The 18,903-nt window shown below is 46.8% G+C and carries 16 protein-coding genes and 1 pseudogene; 8 read left to right on the top strand and 9 right to left on the bottom strand.

What is annotated here, in order from left to right:
• Positions 1-5: 5 nt before the first annotated feature.
• The 3 genes from hslU to L5L97_RS20990 all read left to right on the top strand — a co-directional run bounded on the left by hslU (position 6) and on the right by L5L97_RS20990 (position 2,619).
• Positions 6-1,334 carry an HslU--HslV peptidase ATPase subunit gene (gene hslU / locus L5L97_RS21000; RefSeq protein WP_263183866.1) on the top strand — a complete coding sequence of 443 codons (1,329 nt, stop codon included), beginning with the start codon at positions 6-8 and terminating at the stop codon, positions 1,332-1,334.
• Between the two features lie 194 nt (positions 1,335-1,528).
• The gene (locus L5L97_RS20995) at positions 1,529-1,915 is read left to right on the top strand and encodes a gamma-butyrobetaine hydroxylase-like domain-containing protein (protein ID WP_063883307.1); all 387 of its coding nucleotides are present in this window, start codon (positions 1,529-1,531) and stop codon (positions 1,913-1,915) included.
• A 119-nt stretch (positions 1,916-2,034) separates the two neighbouring features.
• Positions 2,035-2,619, top strand: a complete 585-nt coding sequence (locus tag L5L97_RS20990) for a DMP19 family protein (RefSeq protein ID WP_263176143.1) — start codon at positions 2,035-2,037, stop codon at positions 2,617-2,619.
• Positions 2,620-2,653: 34 nt separating this feature from the next.
• On the opposite strand, the gene L5L97_RS20985 is transcribed toward L5L97_RS20990, so the two are convergent.
• On the bottom strand, positions 2,654-3,130 hold the full coding sequence (locus tag L5L97_RS20985) for a hypothetical protein (protein ID WP_198573037.1): 477 nt from the start codon (positions 3,128-3,130) through the stop codon (positions 2,654-2,656).
• Positions 3,131-3,421: 291 nt separating this feature from the next.
• Positions 3,422-3,926: pseudogene (locus L5L97_RS20980) on the bottom strand (transposase); the annotation flags it as partial.
• Between the two features lie 209 nt (positions 3,927-4,135).
• Between L5L97_RS20980 and L5L97_RS20975 the strand changes: the two are divergent.
• From L5L97_RS20975 to L5L97_RS20960, 4 genes are all read left to right on the top strand, one after another.
• The gene (locus L5L97_RS20975) at positions 4,136-4,573 is read left to right on the top strand and encodes a hypothetical protein (RefSeq protein ID WP_113940113.1); all 438 of its coding nucleotides are present in this window, start codon (positions 4,136-4,138) and stop codon (positions 4,571-4,573) included.
• A gap of 708 nt (positions 4,574-5,281) precedes the next feature.
• Positions 5,282-6,847 carry a cryptochrome/photolyase family protein gene (locus L5L97_RS20970; protein WP_263183864.1) on the top strand — a complete coding sequence of 522 codons (1,566 nt, stop codon included), beginning with the start codon at positions 5,282-5,284 and terminating at the stop codon, positions 6,845-6,847.
• 85 nt (positions 6,848-6,932) lie between these two features.
• Complete coding sequence (locus L5L97_RS20965; RefSeq protein WP_263183863.1) at positions 6,933-7,640, top strand: SDR family oxidoreductase; 708 nt, start codon at positions 6,933-6,935, stop codon at positions 7,638-7,640.
• A 521-nt stretch (positions 7,641-8,161) separates the two neighbouring features.
• Positions 8,162-10,495, top strand: a complete 2,334-nt coding sequence (locus L5L97_RS20960; RefSeq protein ID WP_263183861.1) for a M4 family metallopeptidase — start codon at positions 8,162-8,164, stop codon at positions 10,493-10,495.
• A gap of 189 nt (positions 10,496-10,684) precedes the next feature.
• Here L5L97_RS20960 and L5L97_RS20955 read toward each other — a convergent pair whose 3' ends face one another.
• The 3 genes from L5L97_RS20955 to L5L97_RS20945 are packed head-to-tail and all read right to left on the bottom strand — an operon-like array spanning position 10,685 to position 13,466.
• Positions 10,685-11,236: a response regulator transcription factor gene (locus tag L5L97_RS20955; protein WP_131523481.1), complete on the bottom strand. Its 552-nt coding sequence runs from the start codon at positions 11,234-11,236 to the stop codon at positions 10,685-10,687.
• Entirely contained in the window at positions 11,233-12,543 is a 1,311-nt protein-coding gene (locus L5L97_RS20950) for a sensor histidine kinase (protein ID WP_263183858.1), read from the bottom strand. The genes L5L97_RS20955 and L5L97_RS20950 overlap by 4 nt, the downstream gene beginning before the upstream one ends.
• Positions 12,544-12,551: 8 nt before the next feature.
• Positions 12,552-13,466 carry a dTDP-4-dehydrorhamnose reductase family protein gene (locus L5L97_RS20945; RefSeq protein WP_263183856.1) on the bottom strand — a complete coding sequence of 305 codons (915 nt, stop codon included), beginning with the start codon at positions 13,464-13,466 and terminating at the stop codon, positions 12,552-12,554.
• Between the two features lie 178 nt (positions 13,467-13,644).
• Here L5L97_RS20945 and L5L97_RS20940 point away from each other — a divergent pair, with 178 nt between their 5' ends.
• The gene (locus L5L97_RS20940) at positions 13,645-15,495 is read left to right on the top strand and encodes an alkaline phosphatase D family protein (RefSeq protein WP_168825806.1); all 1,851 of its coding nucleotides are present in this window, start codon (positions 13,645-13,647) and stop codon (positions 15,493-15,495) included.
• Between the two features lie 4 nt (positions 15,496-15,499).
• Here L5L97_RS20940 and L5L97_RS20935 read toward each other — a convergent pair whose 3' ends face one another.
• From L5L97_RS20935 to L5L97_RS20920, 4 genes are all read right to left on the bottom strand, one after another.
• Positions 15,500-15,892 (bottom strand): hypothetical protein, encoded by a 393-nt coding sequence (locus L5L97_RS20935; RefSeq protein ID WP_105251227.1) that lies wholly within the window; start codon positions 15,890-15,892, stop codon positions 15,500-15,502.
• A 147-nt stretch (positions 15,893-16,039) separates the two neighbouring features.
• Positions 16,040-16,957 carry a pseudouridine synthase gene (locus tag L5L97_RS20930; protein WP_263183853.1) on the bottom strand — a complete coding sequence of 306 codons (918 nt, stop codon included), beginning with the start codon at positions 16,955-16,957 and terminating at the stop codon, positions 16,040-16,042.
• 53 nt (positions 16,958-17,010) lie between these two features.
• The gene (locus tag L5L97_RS20925) at positions 17,011-17,586 is read right to left on the bottom strand and encodes an LON peptidase substrate-binding domain-containing protein (RefSeq protein WP_105251225.1); all 576 of its coding nucleotides are present in this window, start codon (positions 17,584-17,586) and stop codon (positions 17,011-17,013) included.
• A gap of 197 nt (positions 17,587-17,783) precedes the next feature.
• Entirely contained in the window at positions 17,784-18,839 is a 1,056-nt protein-coding gene (locus L5L97_RS20920; protein WP_219250706.1) for an alpha/beta hydrolase, read from the bottom strand.
• Positions 18,840-18,903 lie beyond the last annotated feature (64 nt).

The following is an 18,903-nucleotide window of genomic DNA, read 5'->3' as shown; positions in this document are numbered from 1 at the left end:
ATATTATGTCTGAAATGACCCCCCGTGAGATTGTCCACGAGCTGGATGCACACATTATTGGCCAACAAAAGGCCAAACGCTCTGTTGCTGTCGCCCTGCGCAACCGCTGGCGCCGGATGCAACTTGACGCGGATTTCCGTCAAGAAGTCACCCCAAAAAATATTCTGATGATTGGCCCAACGGGCGTTGGTAAAACTGAAATTGCCCGTCGTTTAGCCAAGCTGGCGAACGCGCCTTTTATCAAGGTCGAAGCGACTAAATACACAGAAGTGGGTTATGTCGGTAAGGAAGTCGAGCAAATAATCCGCGACTTGACCGATATCGCCATCAAGCTGACCCGTGAACAACAAATGGGCAAGTGTCGCCAACGCGCTGAAGAAAATGCCGAAGAGCGTATTCTCGATGCCCTGTTGCCTAAGCCGAAAAACGACTGGGAAAACACTGAAACCGATTACAACTCAAATACCCGTCAAGTCTTCCGCAAAAAGCTACGCGAAGGCCAATTAGACGATAAAGAAATCGATATCGATGTGGCCCAACCGCAAATTGGTGTTGAAATCATGTCGCCTCCAGGCATGGAAGAAATGACCAACCAGCTGCAAAGTCTGTTTAAAAACATGGGCCAAGCACCAGCAAAACGTCGCAAGATGAAGATCAAAGAAGCCTTTAAGCTATTGATCGAAGAAGAAGCAGCCAAACTGGTCAATCAAGAAGATTTAAAAGAACAAGCCATTGAAATGGTTGAGCAACACGGCATAGTGTTCCTCGACGAAATCGACAAAATCTGTAAGCGCGGCGAAACCTCAGGCCCAGACGTTTCCCGTGAAGGCGTGCAACGTGACTTACTACCCCTGATCGAAGGCTGCACAGTCACCACAAAACACGGCATGGTAAAAACCGACCACATACTGTTTATCGCCTCTGGTGCATTCCAGATGTCTAAACCGTCGGATTTAATTCCTGAATTACAAGGTCGTTTACCGATCCGTGTCGAGTTAGATGCGCTATCAGCCAATGATTTTAAACGCATTTTAACCGAGCCACACGCCTCGCTCACCGAGCAATATATCGCGCTGATGGGCACAGAAGGTGTGAAAGTTGAATTCAGCGAATCGGGTATCGACAGCATTGCGAAAGCCGCATGGCAAGTGAACGAGCGCACCGAAAACATCGGCGCCCGTCGTTTACACACAGTGATGGAAAGGCTGATGGAAGATATCTCCTACGAGGCATCGGAAAAATCGGGCTCCGCCTTTGTTATCGACGCCGACTATGTCAGTGCCCACTTAGACAACTTAGTCCAAGACGAAGATCTCAGCCGCTTTATCCTCTAGTACTAAACCGTTCACCGCCAAGCCCAAACGACTTGGCGGTAAACGACTCAAATGCAAAAGTGTGACTTAAACGAAAAAGCCTGACCAAGGCTCTCGCTTACCCTTTGTATCCTTGGCCGCGAGTGGTTACATTAGTCAGGTGTTATTTTAATGAGTAGTTATCCTATCCTTAGCATTTTCTTGGTAGCCAACCTATGACCACAGCAACGCCCAATGTCACCGATCTTAAACTGAAACGTAAATCGCGCATTCTAGAAATCAGTTTCGATAATGGTGAGCAATATCAGCTCAGCTGCGAGATGCTCAGAGTCTACTCGCCCTCGGCCGAAGTGCATGGTCACGGTAATCCAAAGCTGGTCACCCACAAGAAAAACGTCAACATCAGCGCCATAGAACCCGTCGGTAATTACGCAGTGAAAATCGTCTTCGATGACGGCCACGACACAGGTCTATTCTCGTGGAAAGTGCTCTACGATCTCGCCACCCACCAAGTGGATCTATGGGAAAAATACCTCGCCCGCCTACGCGCAGAAAAAGCCTCACGCGAACCGCTGATTGCGATGAATATAAAGTACAATTAGTACGTTATGTAAATAGACGCTTAATTGTGGGATGTAAACTCTAAAAACAGAGAATTTAACAATGGGTAGCTTGTGAAGCTGTAACTTCTCTTACTGACTTGAGTATCAAAGGAAAGACCATGTCGGAAAAAATCCCCTGCCAAGAATGTAACACCTTAATCCTTCCGAGTACCGCCGAGAAAAATGAGGGTTTATGCATGCCCTGCAAAAATGGCATACGTGCAAACCTCGAGCGTGCGAAGGAATACTACCAACAAGAGCGTGAACTCGATAAAACCTGTCCCTTTCGAGCCTTTTGGCGAGATCTTGTTGTAAAGGTACATAACAAAGATCAAGGTTTTTATACGCTTAGACCAGAGGAACAAAACTACTATGCGGTGAACTGCTTATCTGGCGAGGTCTATAATGGTGGATTTATTCAATATTTCGACAACTCTTCAGGTGAGCATTACGCCTTCGCTGAGCGTGGACTTATCCAAATGGGAGCAAGCCACTCGTTAAACTTATTGCACCAAGCAAAACAGGCCGTGTTTGGCGAAAAGCCAGTACCAATCGACAGAGATCGTCGTTTAGCCGCAACCGATAACCAAGACCTGTACAGCGTACTCGATAAGCTCGATGACGAGTTTTATAAAGATCTAGATGATCTCGATGCCAAGCTTGAAAACTACGCCCTTGATTACGGACTGGTAAATAACACTTAACTGGCGATTGTCGGTAATCACTTAAAGATAAAGGCTATCCTTGGCAGAAATAAGCATAATTGAGTCTATCTTGCTGACCCCATACCGCAGTCCAGCCATTCACATCACTCATGTAAGCGAAATAAATGGACTGCGTTTTAAGACAAACATCTTGAAATGGCGCTTTATTTTTATTAATAAAATGCGCCGACCTAACCAACACATCGGTACAAACGTCTTCATCTTCCACTAACCAAATAAAATCATCACGCCATTCATCCAATGCTATCGCCGCCTCTGGGGAATAGAGTCTCAACTTATCTTGAGCGAGTACCATTTGCTCGGGAGTCACAGAACATGAAACCGCCAACTTATCGAATACGCCTGAGCCGCCAGCCCAAAAAGACAAATCAAATTCCAACCTATCCTCTAGCGGCGTAAAACCCAATAAATTTTCGATAATCATCAAACTTTTAGCTAAATCGGCATCAGGCCTTTGGTAACGCTTTTCAATCCCATCATATTCCCGCATACAAACTAAGCTCCTGCTGCGTTAAGTGACGCATTAAAATTGAGTAACATACTATAAAATAATAACTTTTTGATCAATGTACCCAACGATTAAGACTATTACGCCAGTGACTCGCCGACTTTGATTTAAAAATGAGTTATCCCTAAGCGCTCGATGGCGCCATTTGCAGCATAAGGAAGCGCGAACACCGCGAGCACATGGTCAAGGATAATGGAATGAAAATTATCAGGCCTACCATTTTAAATCAGCAACTTCATCAAGTAAGGCCTGTGGTTTAAACCGTCCCTGCTAAAAGCGGCCTGTACAGTTATTTTCTTGATTTTCTTGATTTGCTTGTCTTGCTATTAGCTCATTCAAACATCGCACTCTTTTGAAAACTTAGGCATGAAATATCGCATAATCGGCTGCGGTAAATTGCAATTGAATGCTTTAATCGGTTGACCTCATGCGCCTCAACTAACTCTCCTTAAACGGATTTTTGTGTTAATTCATCGCCTTTAAACAACTTATGCCACTGCTCCAGCACTTCTCAGTCAGTCCAACGATTGGCACTGTCGATATCGGCTGGCAGCACCACATGCAGATAATTCGACATCACCGCAAAGGCTGCAACATCAATAGCAAAAACGGCTTCAAGTTCAAACAGTAGTGACTCAACCCAACTACAGCGATGGTCATAATTTTTCCCAGAATAGGCATCATCGCCACATAAAAAAGCACGCCGCACAACGCGGCTATAGCAATGGTAACAGGGAGTGTCTTCAAGGCTTATCTGAGTTCTGAGAGGACGCGGCATATAAACCTCCTTGTTTAATGTTTATAGTCGGAGGTTAACTACCACGCCATTTAAGCTGGGTGTCTTGAAAACAGCTTCTTTGTAGGCAACCTGAAAGTGCATTATATTGTTGCTCTAAAATGGATGGCCAGATTTATTATTAGCCCTGCATATGTGATAAAACAGTTAAACCTTCGCTGGAAACAAATCTTAGAAATGGAGTATTGTCAGTGACAACGAGAACGGAATTACTCAATAAATTAAGCGCCTTATCGACCGCCGATCCAGAGCACTGTCCGGTAGTGACATTAAATGAGTACTTTTTAGAAAACGAAGATGAAGAGTCTATCGCACCCAATAATTGGGGTTATGGTCGACCATCCATCAAAGAAATCTATCGTTGCTTGAAAGAAATCGAACATAGGTCAGATGTGCAAGGTGTTTATGTTGGGATGCACGATGAATGGTCCGAAGCACTTGAGGATGATGAGCTATGGCCTGCAGCTGAGAACATTCATATTCTTACCTGTGCGCCTCTGGCGGAAGTGGAAGAATGGATTGAAGGAATCGCAGCAGATGGAATGGGGACAGGCTGGCCCTATGGCGAACATCAACTATCCCCTAAGCCGTATGCTGGCTATCATGTCTATACAGTATATTGGGATTAGTGGTTAGCTATCTCACTGTTTATGTGAATTTTATTGCATCAGACAACCCCAAAACATCGGTCTAGGCCGATGTTTTTATATCTAAGGATACCCAATCTCATTTTTGTAATATAAAACGTGCTCCACCAGCCTTATTATATGAATTAGCTCGTGTTATTTAGACTCCCATTGTTAAATTTTAAAAATGGAGTGTTAGTACTCTTTTTAAATACTAACAAACAACACTAAAACTTCAGAAGTTCACCTTCACCTGCGAAGTTGCTGAAGGGCGTTGAAGAAAATCGCATGAGCGAGGCATGGATGCCGAGTTAGCTTTCGGATTCTTTATTTAATTAATAGGGATGTACCACCGTAAGCGTTAGCGATTTTGAATAAGCACGAAGCCCTGCTTATAAATAAAGAGTTAATGCATGTAACTTCGCTAGGGTGAGTGCTGCGAAACAGCGGTACAAACGAGAGCCAAGGATGACGAACTGGCAGTTAGACATGGACGTTGTTCGGCAAGGGCTCTTGATTGAGAATCAAGGGGTGAAGCCCCCGACTTTGACTTCGCTTTAAAAACTATCAAACCAAGTTTAGATAAACCTCCTTGTCGAAATCACGACAAATACCCTGCTTTGTGATCCTCACTGCAACCCAATTCGTAATGTCCGGCAATATCCCATCGCGAAATGCTTAACCGCGAAAGTCATTCAACGAGTCCTCTTAATGCAATTACAGCAATTCCATACAGTTAGACTAATTTTAGGTGATCAACTCAATGCCCAGCATTCTTGGTTTAACCGTGTTGATGATCAAGTGCTGTATGTGATTGCAGAATTGCACCAAGAAAACACTTATGTAACGCATCATGTGCAAAAAATATGTGCCTTCTTTGCGGTAATGGCGCAATTTGCCCAAGAGCTGCGGGCGCAAGGGCATCAAGTGCTCTATCTCACCCTTGATGACACCTTCAATAACACTCAGGGCTATAGCGATCTACTGGGGCTCATTCAACATCAGGTAACACAGGTTGGCGCGATCAAGTTTGAATACCAAAGGCCTGATGAATACCGCCTACTTGAGCAATTAAGTCAGCTTAAACTCAACACAGCCGTGGTGAACTGTGTCGATACAGAACACTTTATCTTGCCCTTTGACGAAATCGATGCGCAGTTCCCCGTCGGCAAACACATTATGATGGAGCACTTTTATCGCCGCATGCGTAAGCGTTACAACATCTTGATGCAAGACGAAAAGCCACTCGGCGGGCAGTGGAACTTTGATGCCAGCAACCGTCAAAAGCTTAAAACTCAGGATATAAAAGTCTTGCCAGCGCCATTGATGTTTAGCTTCGATGTAACTGAAATTCTCGCTAGGCTTGAGCGTCACCAAATCCCGACCATGGGTCGCATTGATGCACCATTGCTGTGGCCGATAAACCGTGCGCAAAGCCTCGAATTATTAGCGTATTTTTGTCAGGTTTGCTTGCCTTCCTTTGGCCGTTTTCAAGATGCCATGACAGCGCAACATCCTGCCAAGTGGAGCTTGTACCATAGTCGGCTATCATTCAGCCTTAACAGTAAATTAATCAGCCCGTTAGAAGTCATCAATGCGGCCATCGACAGTTATCAAACGAATGCTGAGATTGATATCGCTCAAGTCGAAGGATTTGTGCGGCAAATATTAAGTTGGCGAGAATATGTTCGCGGCATTTACTGGGCGAATATGCCGCAGTACGCCAGCACTAATGCGCTCGATGCCCATGGGGCGCTGCCCGATTATTTTTGGCATGGCAACACTAAAATGAACTGCATGCGACAAGCCTTATCTCAATCATTAGATTTTGCCTACGCCCATCATATTCAGCGCTTAATGGTGATCGGCAATTTCTGTTTATTAACCGAAATCGAGCCAAATCAAGTCGATGAGTGGTATTTAGGCGTGTATGTTGACGCCATCGAATGGGTTGAAATGCCCAACACCCGCGGCATGGCATTGTTTGCCGACGGCGGCATTGTCGGCACTAAACCCTACGCCGCCAGCGGCTCTTACATCAATAAAATGAGTGATTATTGCAGCGGGTGTCATTACAAGATAAAAGAGCGCAGCGGCAAACTCGCCTGTCCGTTCAATAGCTTTTATTGGCGCTTTATGGACAAACACCGCGCGCGATTATCGCAAAATCCTAGGATAGGCATGCTATACCAGACTTGGGACAAAATGGACGAGTCCGTAAGAAGCGCCATATTAGCCACAGCCGAGCACAACCTCGTTCATCTAAACCGTTTGTAGCGGAGTCATACTAAGCGTAACTCATTGATATAAAGAGTTTGATATAAATAATTTGATATAGATATTTGGATAGGGAGAGTTTGCTATGAAAGTACTTATCGTCGGCGGGAGTGGGGGTATTGGCAAAGCCATGATTAAGCGAATTCAAGAGTCATATCCCGACGCCACTGTGCACACCACCTACTGGCATCATCTTCCCCAAGACAGGCAGGAGAAAATCCAATGGCATGCATTAGATGTGACCAATGAAGCTGAGATTAGACAGCTAAGTGAACAACTCACTGAATTAGATTGGATTATTAACTGTGTCGGGATTTTACACAACCAAGATAAAGGGCCAGAAAAAAGCCTACAGTCACTGGATATCGACTTTTTCCAGCACAATTTAACGCTCAATACCCTGCCCAGTGTCATGCTGGCTAAACACTTCTGCCATGCCTTAAAACAAAGTAGCTCGGCAAGATTTGCCGTGATATCGGCGAGAGTCGGCAGCATTACCGATAATAGATTGGGTGGCTGGTACAGCTATCGCGCCTCAAAAGCTGCGCTGAATATGTTTCTCAAAACACTGTCGATTGAGTGGCAACGCACCATGAAACACGGCGTGGTGTTGTCTCTGCATCCGGGCACGACAGACACGCCATTATCTCAGTCATTTCAACAGAGTGTCCCCAAAGGCAAATTGTTTACACCTGAGTATGTCGCAAACTGCTTACTGCCCATCATTGCCAATGCTACACCCGCACAAACAGGGCGTTTTTTTGCCTACGATGGCACAGAGTTACCTTGGTGAAATAAGCTGAAGAGCAAGTCAAGCAGCGGCAACTCCGATGGAGTCTTTCTAAGTTAATAAATCAAAGCCGAGGGTTTCAACCCCTTGATAGGATGATGACCCCAACGCACACCCATGCTTAATCAAGCCTTTTTAAGAACACTGAAAAAATAAACAATTGAAATAAATCATTAAATTGTTTTAAAACACTCAAGTGCATCACCCTTCCGCTTGGCTAAATCGCTATTACCCAAAAGTCCTAATTCAGATTTAAAAGCATCTAAATGAACGTTGAAGATAGTTCCTTTGTACGATTGTTAACACTTTTACATTTAAATAACATCTAGGGTCGTGCGGTTATTCACGCTTTGCACAGAATAAAATTCTGAGAATTTCCGCCTGAGCAACAGCTCATTCTATTCGGCCATGGCAGAGGGATGCCGACGACCCTGTAGAAATCACAATAAAAAAACGCTCGCCCGAGCCAGTTAAGCTGTATGGCATTCCAACGTTATTTACAAAACGGAAAAAGGATTTCAAGCATGATGCTAAACAAAAAACTGTCGCTACTCTTCATTGCTGTGTCGGCCACTTTAGGCACATCCGCATTTGCTGCCGATGTTGTCGATGTCGGCACTCTTAGAAGCGCGTCGTCAAGCAATAACTTAGTGTCCCAGTTCAGCTTAGACGCAGGTAGCCAACTCAAAGTCGAGAAAAAACTCAACCTAGGTCAAGGCAAGCAAAAACAACGTTTACAACAATATTTCCATGGCGTACCGGTTTATGGTTTCTCTGTTGCAACGTCACAATCGAGCATGGGCTTTTACAGCGACATGTCTGGCCGCGTATTAAAAAATATTGAAAAGTCGGCTGATTTTGTCAAACCTACTTTAACGGCTAACAAAGCGTTAGATATTGCGATCCGTGGCAAGTCTGACAAAGCCGTTGCAGGCCTAAAAGCTGAAAATAAACAAGCAAAATTATGGCTTTACCTCGATGATGCCGCTAAAACTCGCCTCGTTTATGTGACTTCATTTGTAGTATATGGCGATGAGCCAAGCCGCCCATTCACTATGGTTGACGCGCACTCAGGTGAAGTGATTAAGCGTTGGGAAGGGATTAACCATGCTGCAACCGGCACAGGTCCAGGCGGTAACATTAAGACTGGCCAATACGAATACGGTACTGATTTTTCTAGCTTAGACGTTGAAGTGAGCGGTGACACTTGCACCATGAACTCACCTAACGTGAAAACCGTTAACCTAAACGGTGCCACATCAGGCGCAACAGCCTTCTCTTATACTTGTCCGCGAAACACAGTCAAAGAGATCAACGGTGCTTACTCGCCATTAAACGATGCGCACTACTTCGGCAACGTGATCTACAAGATGTATAGCGAGTGGTACAACACTGCACCGTTAACCTTTCAGTTAACGATGCGAGTTCACTACAGCAACAACTACGAAAACGCTTTCTGGGACGGCAGCGCTATGACCTTCGGTGATGGCGCAACAACCTTCCACCCATTAGTGAGCTTAGATGTCTCGGCACACGAAGTGAGCCACGGGTTCACTGAACAAAACTCAGGGCTGGTTTACGCAGATCAATCTGGCGGCATGAACGAAGCCTTCTCAGATATGGCGGGTGAAGCTGCTGAATTTTACATGCACGGCACAAACGACTGGTTAGTCGGCGCCGATATCTTTAAAGGCAGTGGTGCACTGCGCTACATGGCAGATCCAACCTTAGACGGTATCTCAATCGGTCATATCGACGATTACTATGATGGCATCGACGTGCACCACAGTTCAGGTGTATTCAATAAAGCTTTCTACACTTTAGCTAACTTACCAGGTTGGGATACGCGCAAAGCATTCCAAACATTCGTAGTCGCTAACCAATTATATTGGACGGCGGACAGCTTATTCTGGCAAGGCGCTTGTGGTGTAAAATCGGCCGCAACTGACTTAGGCTTAAGTGCTGACGATGTGGTTACTGCGTTTGCCGCTGTGGGTATCACCCCTTGTGAAACGCCACCACCACCGCCACCACCAGAAGCTACTGAGCTCGCCAACGGTGTTGCTGTGACAGGTTTAGCGGGTGCATCAGGTAGCAAAAAATACTACAAACTCGATGTCGCTAGCGGTGCAACTAACCTGAGCTTCAATATGTCAGGCGGCACAGGTGATGCGGACATGTATGTTAAATTTGGTCAAGCGCCGACGTCTAGCAGCTATGATTGTCGTCCATACAAGTCAGGTAATGCCGAAAGCTGTGCTATTGATCCAGCTCAAACGGGAACTTATTGGGTGATGGTCAGCGGCTATAGCAGTTACACAGGTGTGAGCCTAGTGGGTGCTTATGATGGCGATGACACTCCAAACCAAGCTCCAACCGCAGGCTTTACTGCAAGCTTTGCTAACGGTAACGGCAGCTTCACAAGCACCAGTACTGACAGCGATGGCGACCTGACATCATGGAACTGGGATTTTGGTGATGGTACAAATGCCGCAGGTGCGAGTGTCAATCATCAGTATGCCCAGTCAGGCAGCTACACAGTCACACTGACTGTAACTGACAACGATGGCGCAACAGCAAGCACTTCGGCAGAATTTGCGGTTGAAGTCCCTGAAGTCGCATTAGAAATGGTAGTAAAAAATGCGAATAAATCTCGTCGCGGTAGCATACGTGTTGCACTCGAATGGGATGGTCACAACGCTGATGAGTACACTATCTTCCGTAACGGTGTTGCGGTGGGTACTTCAAGCAGCTCATCGTTTATTGACCGTTTCACCGACCTAGCTGGCGCAAGCTTCACCTATAAAGTATGTGAAACTAACGGCCCTTGCTCAAACGAAGAAACCGTTAATTTTTAATCGCATAACCTAATCGTGCAATGGCGCTAGCGTAAAATCCTAGCGCTAATTCATCGATTCACTTCTCGTTTTCTTGTTAATGCCACTCGACCCTTTTGAGTGGCATTTTTTATGGTCAAACGGCTCAGCCTCAGCACCTCATAAGGTTTGCCTTAAGCTGTTGCCCCTTGCCCACACGTGGATGAATCGTTACTTCACATGTCCACTTTCACCCACAGGTTTCTTCAGCAATTTACGTTGCAACGTCCGGCGATGCATTCCCAATTGGCGAGCCGTGGCGGACACATTGCCTTGGTTAGCATTGAGCACTTGCTGAATATGCTCCCACTCCAAACGCTTAGGATTCAGTGGCGAATCGTCGACTTCATCTTCTTGAAGAGTATGGGAATGCCCATCCATTTCCAGTGCGACGAGCAAGGTTTGGGTATCCACAGGTTTAGCTAAATAATTATCGGCGCCGAGACGAATCGCTTCCACCGCAGTGGCGATACTGGCATAACCTGTGAGTAACACCATAGTCACCTTGGGCAGCAGATGACGCAGCGGCACAATTAACCCTAGGCCATTGGCTTCGGCAAGCTTCATATCTAAAAGAATATGGCTAGGACGAAACTCCCGCGCCACCAGCAGCGCATCACTGGCATCATGGGTTAATCGGCATTCAAAGCCATGGCGTGTTAATCGGCGGCCTAAAATACTCGCAAGGGAAAGGTCATCCTCTACAATCAACAAACGTTTCATGAACTTACCTCGTCACTAGCCTTAGTCTTGTGCGATACAGACGGCGCCAGCTCCCTTAAAATAGTGAAACGAATTTGTGCCACAGTGCCACCTTGGGGATGATTAGCCAAAATCAACTCTGCACCCAAACGCTCTAAACTGGCATGACTGAGTAGCAAAGCAACCCCTAAACCCTTGGGACTTTCTATGAGTAAGGTGCCCAACTGTGGCAATAAATCGGGCGCGATACCAGTGCCATAATCGCGGATCTGCAAGTAGATCTGCTCTTCGTTTGGCGCTATATCTAAACTGATATCCACCTGCGGCGCACCTATGGTTTCGGCGCTAGCGCGGGCAGCATTTTCAATCAAGGCCATGATGGCTGGCGTTAAACTCATATCAGTCAGAATACTTTGCTCTGCCAGTTGTTCAGGCATACAAGTGATCAACCAATTAAGTTCAGTTTGCGGCATTAACAACAAGGTTTTTTGCTTTAAACTGTCCACCAGCTCAATGATCTTTAGTGGGCGCTGGCGGCGATCGCGGATCGACTCCGTCGCTAATCTCAGCTCGGCAAGCGTATGTTCACAGCGACCTAACGCAGTTTCCATCTCGACAATCGTTATCGAGGTATCGCTCATGTCTTCTTTTACTTCATCGAGTAATAACCTCAGACTCGAGAGCGGCGTGGCCAATTGATGCGCCATCTGCGCCGATACTGTACCTAGGGCTAAGAGTTGCTCCTGACGCAATTGCCCTTCGCGCATATAAGCTAACTGCGCATCTTGGCGGCGCATACGCTTAGTGATTAACGCTACGCTGGTTGTCATCACCAAAGCTGAAATCACAAAGTTGAACCACATGCCTAAATAGTGGGAACTCATGTCCATACCGTGGTGCTGCATGGGGGATTCGGGCACAGTAAAGATCATCAGGCTGTAGGCAAAGGTTGAAATAGCCGTCAGTGCCCAAGGCGCCCAGATTGGCAAAGTCACAGCCGCAAGTGCAATCGGCAACAGTAATAACGAGATAAACGCATTGGTCGCGCCGCCGGAAAAGTGCAACCAAGATATCCAAAATAGCGTGTCTAAGCTGAGCGCAATAAAGAGGCCGCGCTCCTTAGCAAATAAGGGTTTACGTAGCGCCAATGTGAGCGAAAGGTATAACACCTCCAGCACTAACACATGCACTAACGGCTCCATTTGCAGGCTAAGGCCAAAAGTATCGGCGGCAAACGTGGTTAAGCCTATTTGCAGCAACAAACCTAAGGTTCGCAGTAATGCGACTTGGTCGGCAGCCTGTAGACTGGTCCCTAAGATCTTAGCCATGGCGATTCCTACAGAGTGAGTCCGAGCGTGGCAAGTGCACCACTCGATTGTGTTAATGCTTGGCGCACGCCAGTGGCAAAATTGATTTCAGAACAAATCCCCAGCGCAGATAAACGCGCACAACTCAAGCTACAGTCTCTTGGCCGCTTGGCATTATCTGTCGGCGTAGACTCAGGCGTTAAGTGCGCGGTACTGAGTTGGAGAATATCCCCTAAGGTCAACAACATCTGATACTTAGTCATAGTCTCTGCGGCGCTAAAATGATAAATCCCCTGCACGGTAGAATGTTCAATATGCTGTGCAATCATCTTGTCTATGGCTTGGGCAATATCGGTGGTCGAGGTTGGACTGCGTATCGCCCAATGATCAACACCCTGGGCGCGACGCTCAATCAATTGGTTAACCAGCACTAGCACAGCAGATTCACTCAGTTTTTCTACTTGGCCATAAAGGATTGGCAAGCGTAGCACAGCAAAATCAGCGCTAGTGTCTAGCACGATTTCTTCGCCCTTTAGCTTAGATTCACCATAAAAATTAACCGGATGAGTGACTGCATCTTCAGCGTACTTAGGTTGAGTGCCATCGAACACATAGTCAGTGGAAATATAAATAAGCCAAGCATTATTGGCCTTAGCTGCCATAGCTAAGGCTTGGCTGGCGGTTAAGTTAAGCGCCAATGCCGCCTGCGGATTTTGCTCGGAAACATCGGGGCGACGCTCGGCGGCGCAGTGCACTATCACTTGCGGTTGCTCGCGGGCGATAAATGCCTCGACATCCAAAGGGGCGGTAAGATCGAGTTTATGCACTCGTTCACTTGCGCGGCTAAAACCCGTGGCGATGATCTCATGTCCTGTTAATTCAAGCTGTTTTACGACAGCTCTGCCGAGTAGCCCTGTTGCCCCCGTGACCATAATCTTAGCCATATCGCCCCATTCAGTTTCAACGCATATTTATGGCTAACAATTCTAAAAGCTTTTCATATTCAACGCACTTGTTTACTCTTCTAAACCAAACTTACTTAGGGTTAACTCATGCAAGATTAACCCAAATACCCATAGGCAGAATTTGAGTACGACACTTCCTCTGATATTAGCTGGCCCCATGCTACGCCACTGCGATGCCTCACACTTTACCCTGTGGTTTGTAAGTCGTGAGCCATTAACTGAACTTAAGCTGCGTCTTGGTGAGCAAGAGTACCTGTTGCAGGATGCCGATTTACACTATGTGCCACTCGGGCAACATGCCCATCAATATCTAATAATACTGTCGCGCCCAGAGTTGCTCGCGCCCAATATCGTCACACCTTACCAAGTGTCTGCCGCTCAGCATGGTGATATTTTTGCCACGATAAGCCAGCTAAACTACGGCGATGCGTCGACGCCAAGTGTACGTTTTACCCCTGAATTAACCCAAGTATTCCACGGTTCCTGCCGCAATCCGCATCACCACAGTGACGATGCACTGGTCGCCGCCGATACCCATTTAGCCAAGATAATCAACAGTGGTGCGGAGGATGATCGCCCTGCACTTATCATAATGAGTGGTGATCAGGTCTATATTGATGATGTTGCGGGACCTATGTTAAGCGCCATAGGGCAAGTCATCGATTTGCTTGGTCTTAAACATGAGCAATTTGAAGGCGCGAGCATCACTACTAGTGAAGACATTCATTATCAACCCGCATATTTGTATCAACGGCATAAAAACCTGTTGCCTCATACCCAATATCCGGCCAAAACCGCGCTTTGGCGTTGGTATCGCAATCACCCCATTTTTACCTCCTCCATCGCCGTAAATCATTTAGTCAGCCTAAATGAAATCATCGCCCTGTATTTACTCACTTGGTCACCTGAACTGTGGGAATTAGTGAATATCTCGAAGGATGTCGACGGCTTATCACCCGCCAATACCGCCCGCTGGCAAAATGAGTGGCAACACTTGCTTGGCTTTAAAGCTGGGCTGGGGCAAGTCAGGCGCTTTATGGCGCACATTCCCGTTTATATGATGTTTGATGACCACGACGTCACCGATGATTGGAACCTGACTGCTAAATGGGAACAAGCGGCCTACGAACACGCATTTTCGAAACGCATTATTGGCAATGCCTTAATCGGCTACACCTTATTCCAAGGACTTGGCAACGCGCCTGATAAATTTGCCGCCGATATCCGCCCGCTGCTCGATGCGTTTTTTGCGCGACAAGAAAGCGAAAGTCAGGATCTGCTCATCGATGAATTACTTAAATTTGAGCAGTGGCATTACACCTTAGAGTCCTCGCCCAAACTGGTCGTGCTCGACACGCGTACCCGCCGCTGGCGCAGTGAATCTAATCTTGCAAAACCTTCCGGCTTGATGGATTGGGAGGCGTTAATGGATTTGCAGCAAGAGTTACTCGGCCAGTCGAAGGTCATTATCGTCTCTCCTGCACCCATGTTTGGGGTTAAGTTGATTGAAGCTGTTCAGCGTACAGCCACTCTGATCGGCGGTTCCCTGTTAGTCGACGCCGAAAACTGGATGGCCCACCCGGGCGCCGCCAATGCACTGCTAAGTATTTTTATGCACCGTAAAACCCCAGAGGAGTTTGTGATCCTCTCCGGCGATGTGCATTACTCCTTTAGTTACGACATCAGTATTCGTTTTAGACGCAGTAGTCCTAACATCTACCAAATCACCTGCAGCGGTATTAAAAATCACTTCCCTGAGAAGCTGTTACCGATTTTCGATAAACTCAATGGCTGGTTTTATGGCCACTTTTCACCACTTAACTTACTGACAAAACGTAAACGTATGTTGCTGCGCGGCAGGCGACCAAATGGTGAGCCGAGTAAACGTCTAGTGAATAAAAGCGGAATAGGTATGTTGGAATTAGCAGATGATGGTGCACCAACAAAAATTGCGGTTTTACATGGCGATATGAGCGAAACCCTGTTCGAACCACCCAAACAGGAGTAACAGATTAAACGGGTTTATTATGTTTAACCGTTTCAGGCTGAGTGGCACCAGAGCCAGAATCCATCAAGGGCGTATTTTTGGATAGCGCCTCATCGGTTTTGGCAGGTTTTGGCTGAGCCTGATTAAAAATCAGTGCTTCTGGCTGCGACTTATTCGACGGTTTTTCATGCGCCATTTGATCCCAAATGATCTTAGGGCTTTGATCCCGCTCGGCATCGACTTCTGCTGTCGATGTGCCAGACGAACTCGGTTTCTTCGGTTCAATCACCGCACTCGCCTTACGGATTTCGGCGGCAATGTCATTCAGATAAGGCTGCTTAGTCCAGTCACCAAAATACATGGCCCCCACTAATACTGCAGCGCAAAGCAAGATAGAGAAGATCGCAGATTTGGTCATAATGGACTTCCTTTAAACAATCGTAATATGGCTCCCTATGGCAGAGACTCAGATACTGCAGATTGTATTCATACCATCACAGGGCCAAGCACACAATTGCACCCGATTATTTCCTTTAAACAGACTGGAAATAATGCTTTCCGCTGACTAAAACTCAAAACCTTGACATTGCACGTCGTGATGGATCCCGCTCACTGGGTCAATAAAACGTAACCGCTGCGCCATCAACTTAAGAGGCGTCGCAAAGTTATCCGGCCCTTTGGGTAATAAGCTTGGATAAAATCTGTCGTTTAACAATGGCATACCTAAGCTTTGCATATGCACACGAAGTTGGTGGGTTTTACCGGTAATCGGGCTCAGGTGGAACAAACCAAGATCGCCTTTTACCGCCACTAAACTGATTTCGGAATGGGTATTTGCCTCGCCTTCAACGATTTTCATGGTAAAGCTCGGGTCGCTCGGCTGCATGCGGTTTGTAACAGTCCTGTGCAATGGCAAAGTTAAGCAGCCCTGTTGATATTGTTCAATAATCTCAGGAGTCAACTTGGCAATCGCTTGATAGTCTTTACGAATCGCATCGTCGATAAAGAGTTGATGATAGAGCGCGCGGGTTTCAGGCGCGACAGTCATCAGGATCACTCCAGCGGTTTCACGATCAAGCCTATGAGCGGGCGCGATAGTATCAATGCCAGTACGCAATCTTAGTCTATGCACCAAACATTCGTTCACATAGTTGCCACTTGGCGTCACAGGCAAAAAGTGCGGCTTGTAGGCCAAAATGACATTGTCATCTTGGAATAGGATCTGTTCTTCGAAGGGGATTTTCGCTTCCACCGGCACTTCACGGTAGTAATACACCCGTGCCGCAGGGCGATATTCAGTGTCCAAGGCGATCAAACTGCCATCCCGCCAATGCACTTTTCCATCGAGGATCCGCTGACGCCATACATCTTCACCTATACGGGCAAAATGTTGTGCAAGAAAGGCAAACACTGTGGGTTTATCTGTGACATTCACAGGAAGCACTATGTAAGAAGGTTGGGCGGCGCGGGCAGATGCAGTCATATCACAAAAAAAGCGGCTATAGAAAGCCGCTATTCTAGCCTTTTTGTGGTTTTTCAGTCCACATGGGACTTGATGAGTTGCAGCACGAAGTCCAAGGTTTTGTGGCAATCTGGCTGATTCACTAATACTAATTTATCTTTGTTATACATAGGCAAAACCTCGAGCCAGCGTTGGCTCACCCAAGCGGCGTCTTCCAAATGCACTTGAGAATAGAGCTCAAACAGATCGGGATTCACTTCATAAAATTGCTCTAATGCGGCGCTTATCAACTCAAATTCACCTTTAATCGGCTCTTCTTGCCAGTTACGGCAAGGTAAAGTACGCGCCATCCACAGCTTATCTTTGGCCTGCGCCGCTGAGAGGATGCTGACGCGTTGACGCCCTTCGAGCACTATGCTGAGTGAATCATCTTCTAGCTGATTAAAATCGATAATGTCACATTGGGTGGCTGTGGGATAACAGGGCGGACTACCACTGGGTCTAATGGTGGCAAAGGCGAGCACATACTTTCCCTTGAATACATCGGCCACCATGCGCAGATGACCGGGGTCAACCACGCGAACCTCCACCCGTCCCTGTGGCAGTAACAAGGCATCGCGCATGAGTAACGCCATTTCTCGTGTTTGCATAGCAACCTCCTGCCCCAAATAGAAGGAAACGAACTCAATGCATTCGTATTTCCTATTATTGTAGAGTGTAGCAGGTGAAAGAATTTCCTTCCTAAAGCCGCTGAGCGCACAAAGAAATTTGCGACCCCGCTATTTTGAATCAGGGCATTTCGACCACGTCATGTCAAACCCAGTTTTCGAGACCAAATCACTTCAACCTAGAAGTGCTCTAGCCGATCCAGCACATTTCCCCTCGCAACAACCGAGGCAAACTCCTCTGCAAGACGTTCACTCAAAGCCACAGACGTACGCCAATATTGCATCCGCTGCGCCGTGTCCAGTTGCTTAAAATCTTCACGGTCGGGGATTTTGCCAAAGGGCAATGAAGCGACAAATTCGGCCGATGGCGCCAACACTAGCGCATTGTGATAATTAGCGCGACCTTGGCGCCACTTCAAGGATTTATCGAACCATCCTGGGCTGATGGTCGGATAAAAATGCGGATACAACGTCAGCCCCTTAGCACGGGATAAAGGCAAATCAAAATGATAGTCGGTAATGCCGCCATCGTAATACTGCCCATCGGCAACGCCTTCAATTTGGGACACAGGGGCCAGCAACAAAGGAATCGACCCCGTTGCTAACATCACAGCATCGACATTAGCCTCGGTTAATTCGACCTGCTGACTGGGTAAATCGTTGAGTTGCAAAAAGGGAGATGCTGCAGCTTGTTGGCTAAAGACCACACGCTCAAAATGCCAACCTAAACTCCGACGGCTCACTAAGTTGGTCGCCGCCGTCATCGCCAGCCCCGCCGCAAGCGGAAGCTTTGCCGTTAAACGATTTAAATGTTTAGCTCGGCACACGACGAAATGACTGTGAATATGAGCGTTATTAACGATTTCCCTGCCACCGTTTGCCCCTAAAATGCCCTGCACTACGCCTTTAACTTGCGCACTGACTTCCTGCGGTGTCGGCATATTGTCGTAACGCTGACCAATATAAAAATCCTCTAAGCGGCCATAGGCTATGAGGGGATCTTGCTGCGCCAAACACGCTAAACGCCAAGCCCCAGAGGAAGCGCCTAATGTATATAAAGGCGTTTGCCTGTCTTTGAAAAATTCAGCAAACAAATACTTATCTAGCCCTGCGATACCAAGCCACTTAGGTCCACCAGAGGCGGCAAGCAACTGGGTAAAATGCTCAGTTTTAAGGCCTTGTTCTACCAAGGTGTTAAATGCAGTTGGTCCTGCAAGAAATCGTAACGCTGACAATTCTATGTACCTTAAAACCAATGCCATTAGAGCAAAATAAAATAGTAAACCACGAAGGTATACG

This window comes from Shewanella sp. SM71, from assembly GCF_025653905.1.
GTDB classification, from domain to species: Bacteria; Pseudomonadota; Gammaproteobacteria; order Enterobacterales; family Shewanellaceae; genus Shewanella; species Shewanella oncorhynchi.
This window is presented reverse-complemented; position numbering and strand designations above follow the sequence as displayed.

Bases quoted from the DNA above. Each gene is read 5' to 3' on its own strand.
- hslU (WP_263183866.1), top strand. From the start codon at position 6: ATGTCTGAAATGACCCCCCGTGAGATTGTCCACGAGCTGGATGCACAC.
- L5L97_RS20995 (WP_063883307.1), top strand. From the start codon at position 1,529: ATGACCACAGCAACGCCCAATGTCACCGATCTTAAACTGAAACGTAAA.
- L5L97_RS20990 (WP_263176143.1), top strand. From the start codon at position 2,035: ATGTCGGAAAAAATCCCCTGCCAAGAATGTAACACCTTAATCCTTCCG.
- L5L97_RS20985 (WP_198573037.1), bottom strand. From the start codon at position 3,130: ATGCGGGAATATGATGGGATTGAAAAGCGTTACCAAAGGCCTGATGCC.
- L5L97_RS20970 (WP_263183864.1), top strand. From the start codon at position 5,282: ATGCAATTACAGCAATTCCATACAGTTAGACTAATTTTAGGTGATCAA.
- L5L97_RS20965 (WP_263183863.1), top strand. From the start codon at position 6,933: ATGAAAGTACTTATCGTCGGCGGGAGTGGGGGTATTGGCAAAGCCATG.
- L5L97_RS20960 (WP_263183861.1), top strand. From the start codon at position 8,162: ATGATGCTAAACAAAAAACTGTCGCTACTCTTCATTGCTGTGTCGGCC.
- L5L97_RS20955 (WP_131523481.1), bottom strand. From the start codon at position 11,236: ATGAAACGTTTGTTGATTGTAGAGGATGACCTTTCCCTTGCGAGTATT.
- L5L97_RS20950 (WP_263183858.1), bottom strand. From the start codon at position 12,543: ATGGCTAAGATCTTAGGGACCAGTCTACAGGCTGCCGACCAAGTCGCA.
- L5L97_RS20945 (WP_263183856.1), bottom strand. From the start codon at position 13,466: ATGGCTAAGATTATGGTCACGGGGGCAACAGGGCTACTCGGCAGAGCT.
- L5L97_RS20940 (WP_168825806.1), top strand. From the start codon at position 13,645: ATGCTACGCCACTGCGATGCCTCACACTTTACCCTGTGGTTTGTAAGT.
- L5L97_RS20935 (WP_105251227.1), bottom strand. From the start codon at position 15,892: ATGACCAAATCTGCGATCTTCTCTATCTTGCTTTGCGCTGCAGTATTA.
- L5L97_RS20930 (WP_263183853.1), bottom strand. From the start codon at position 16,957: ATGACTGCATCTGCCCGCGCCGCCCAACCTTCTTACATAGTGCTTCCT.
- L5L97_RS20925 (WP_105251225.1), bottom strand. From the start codon at position 17,586: ATGCAAACACGAGAAATGGCGTTACTCATGCGCGATGCCTTGTTACTG.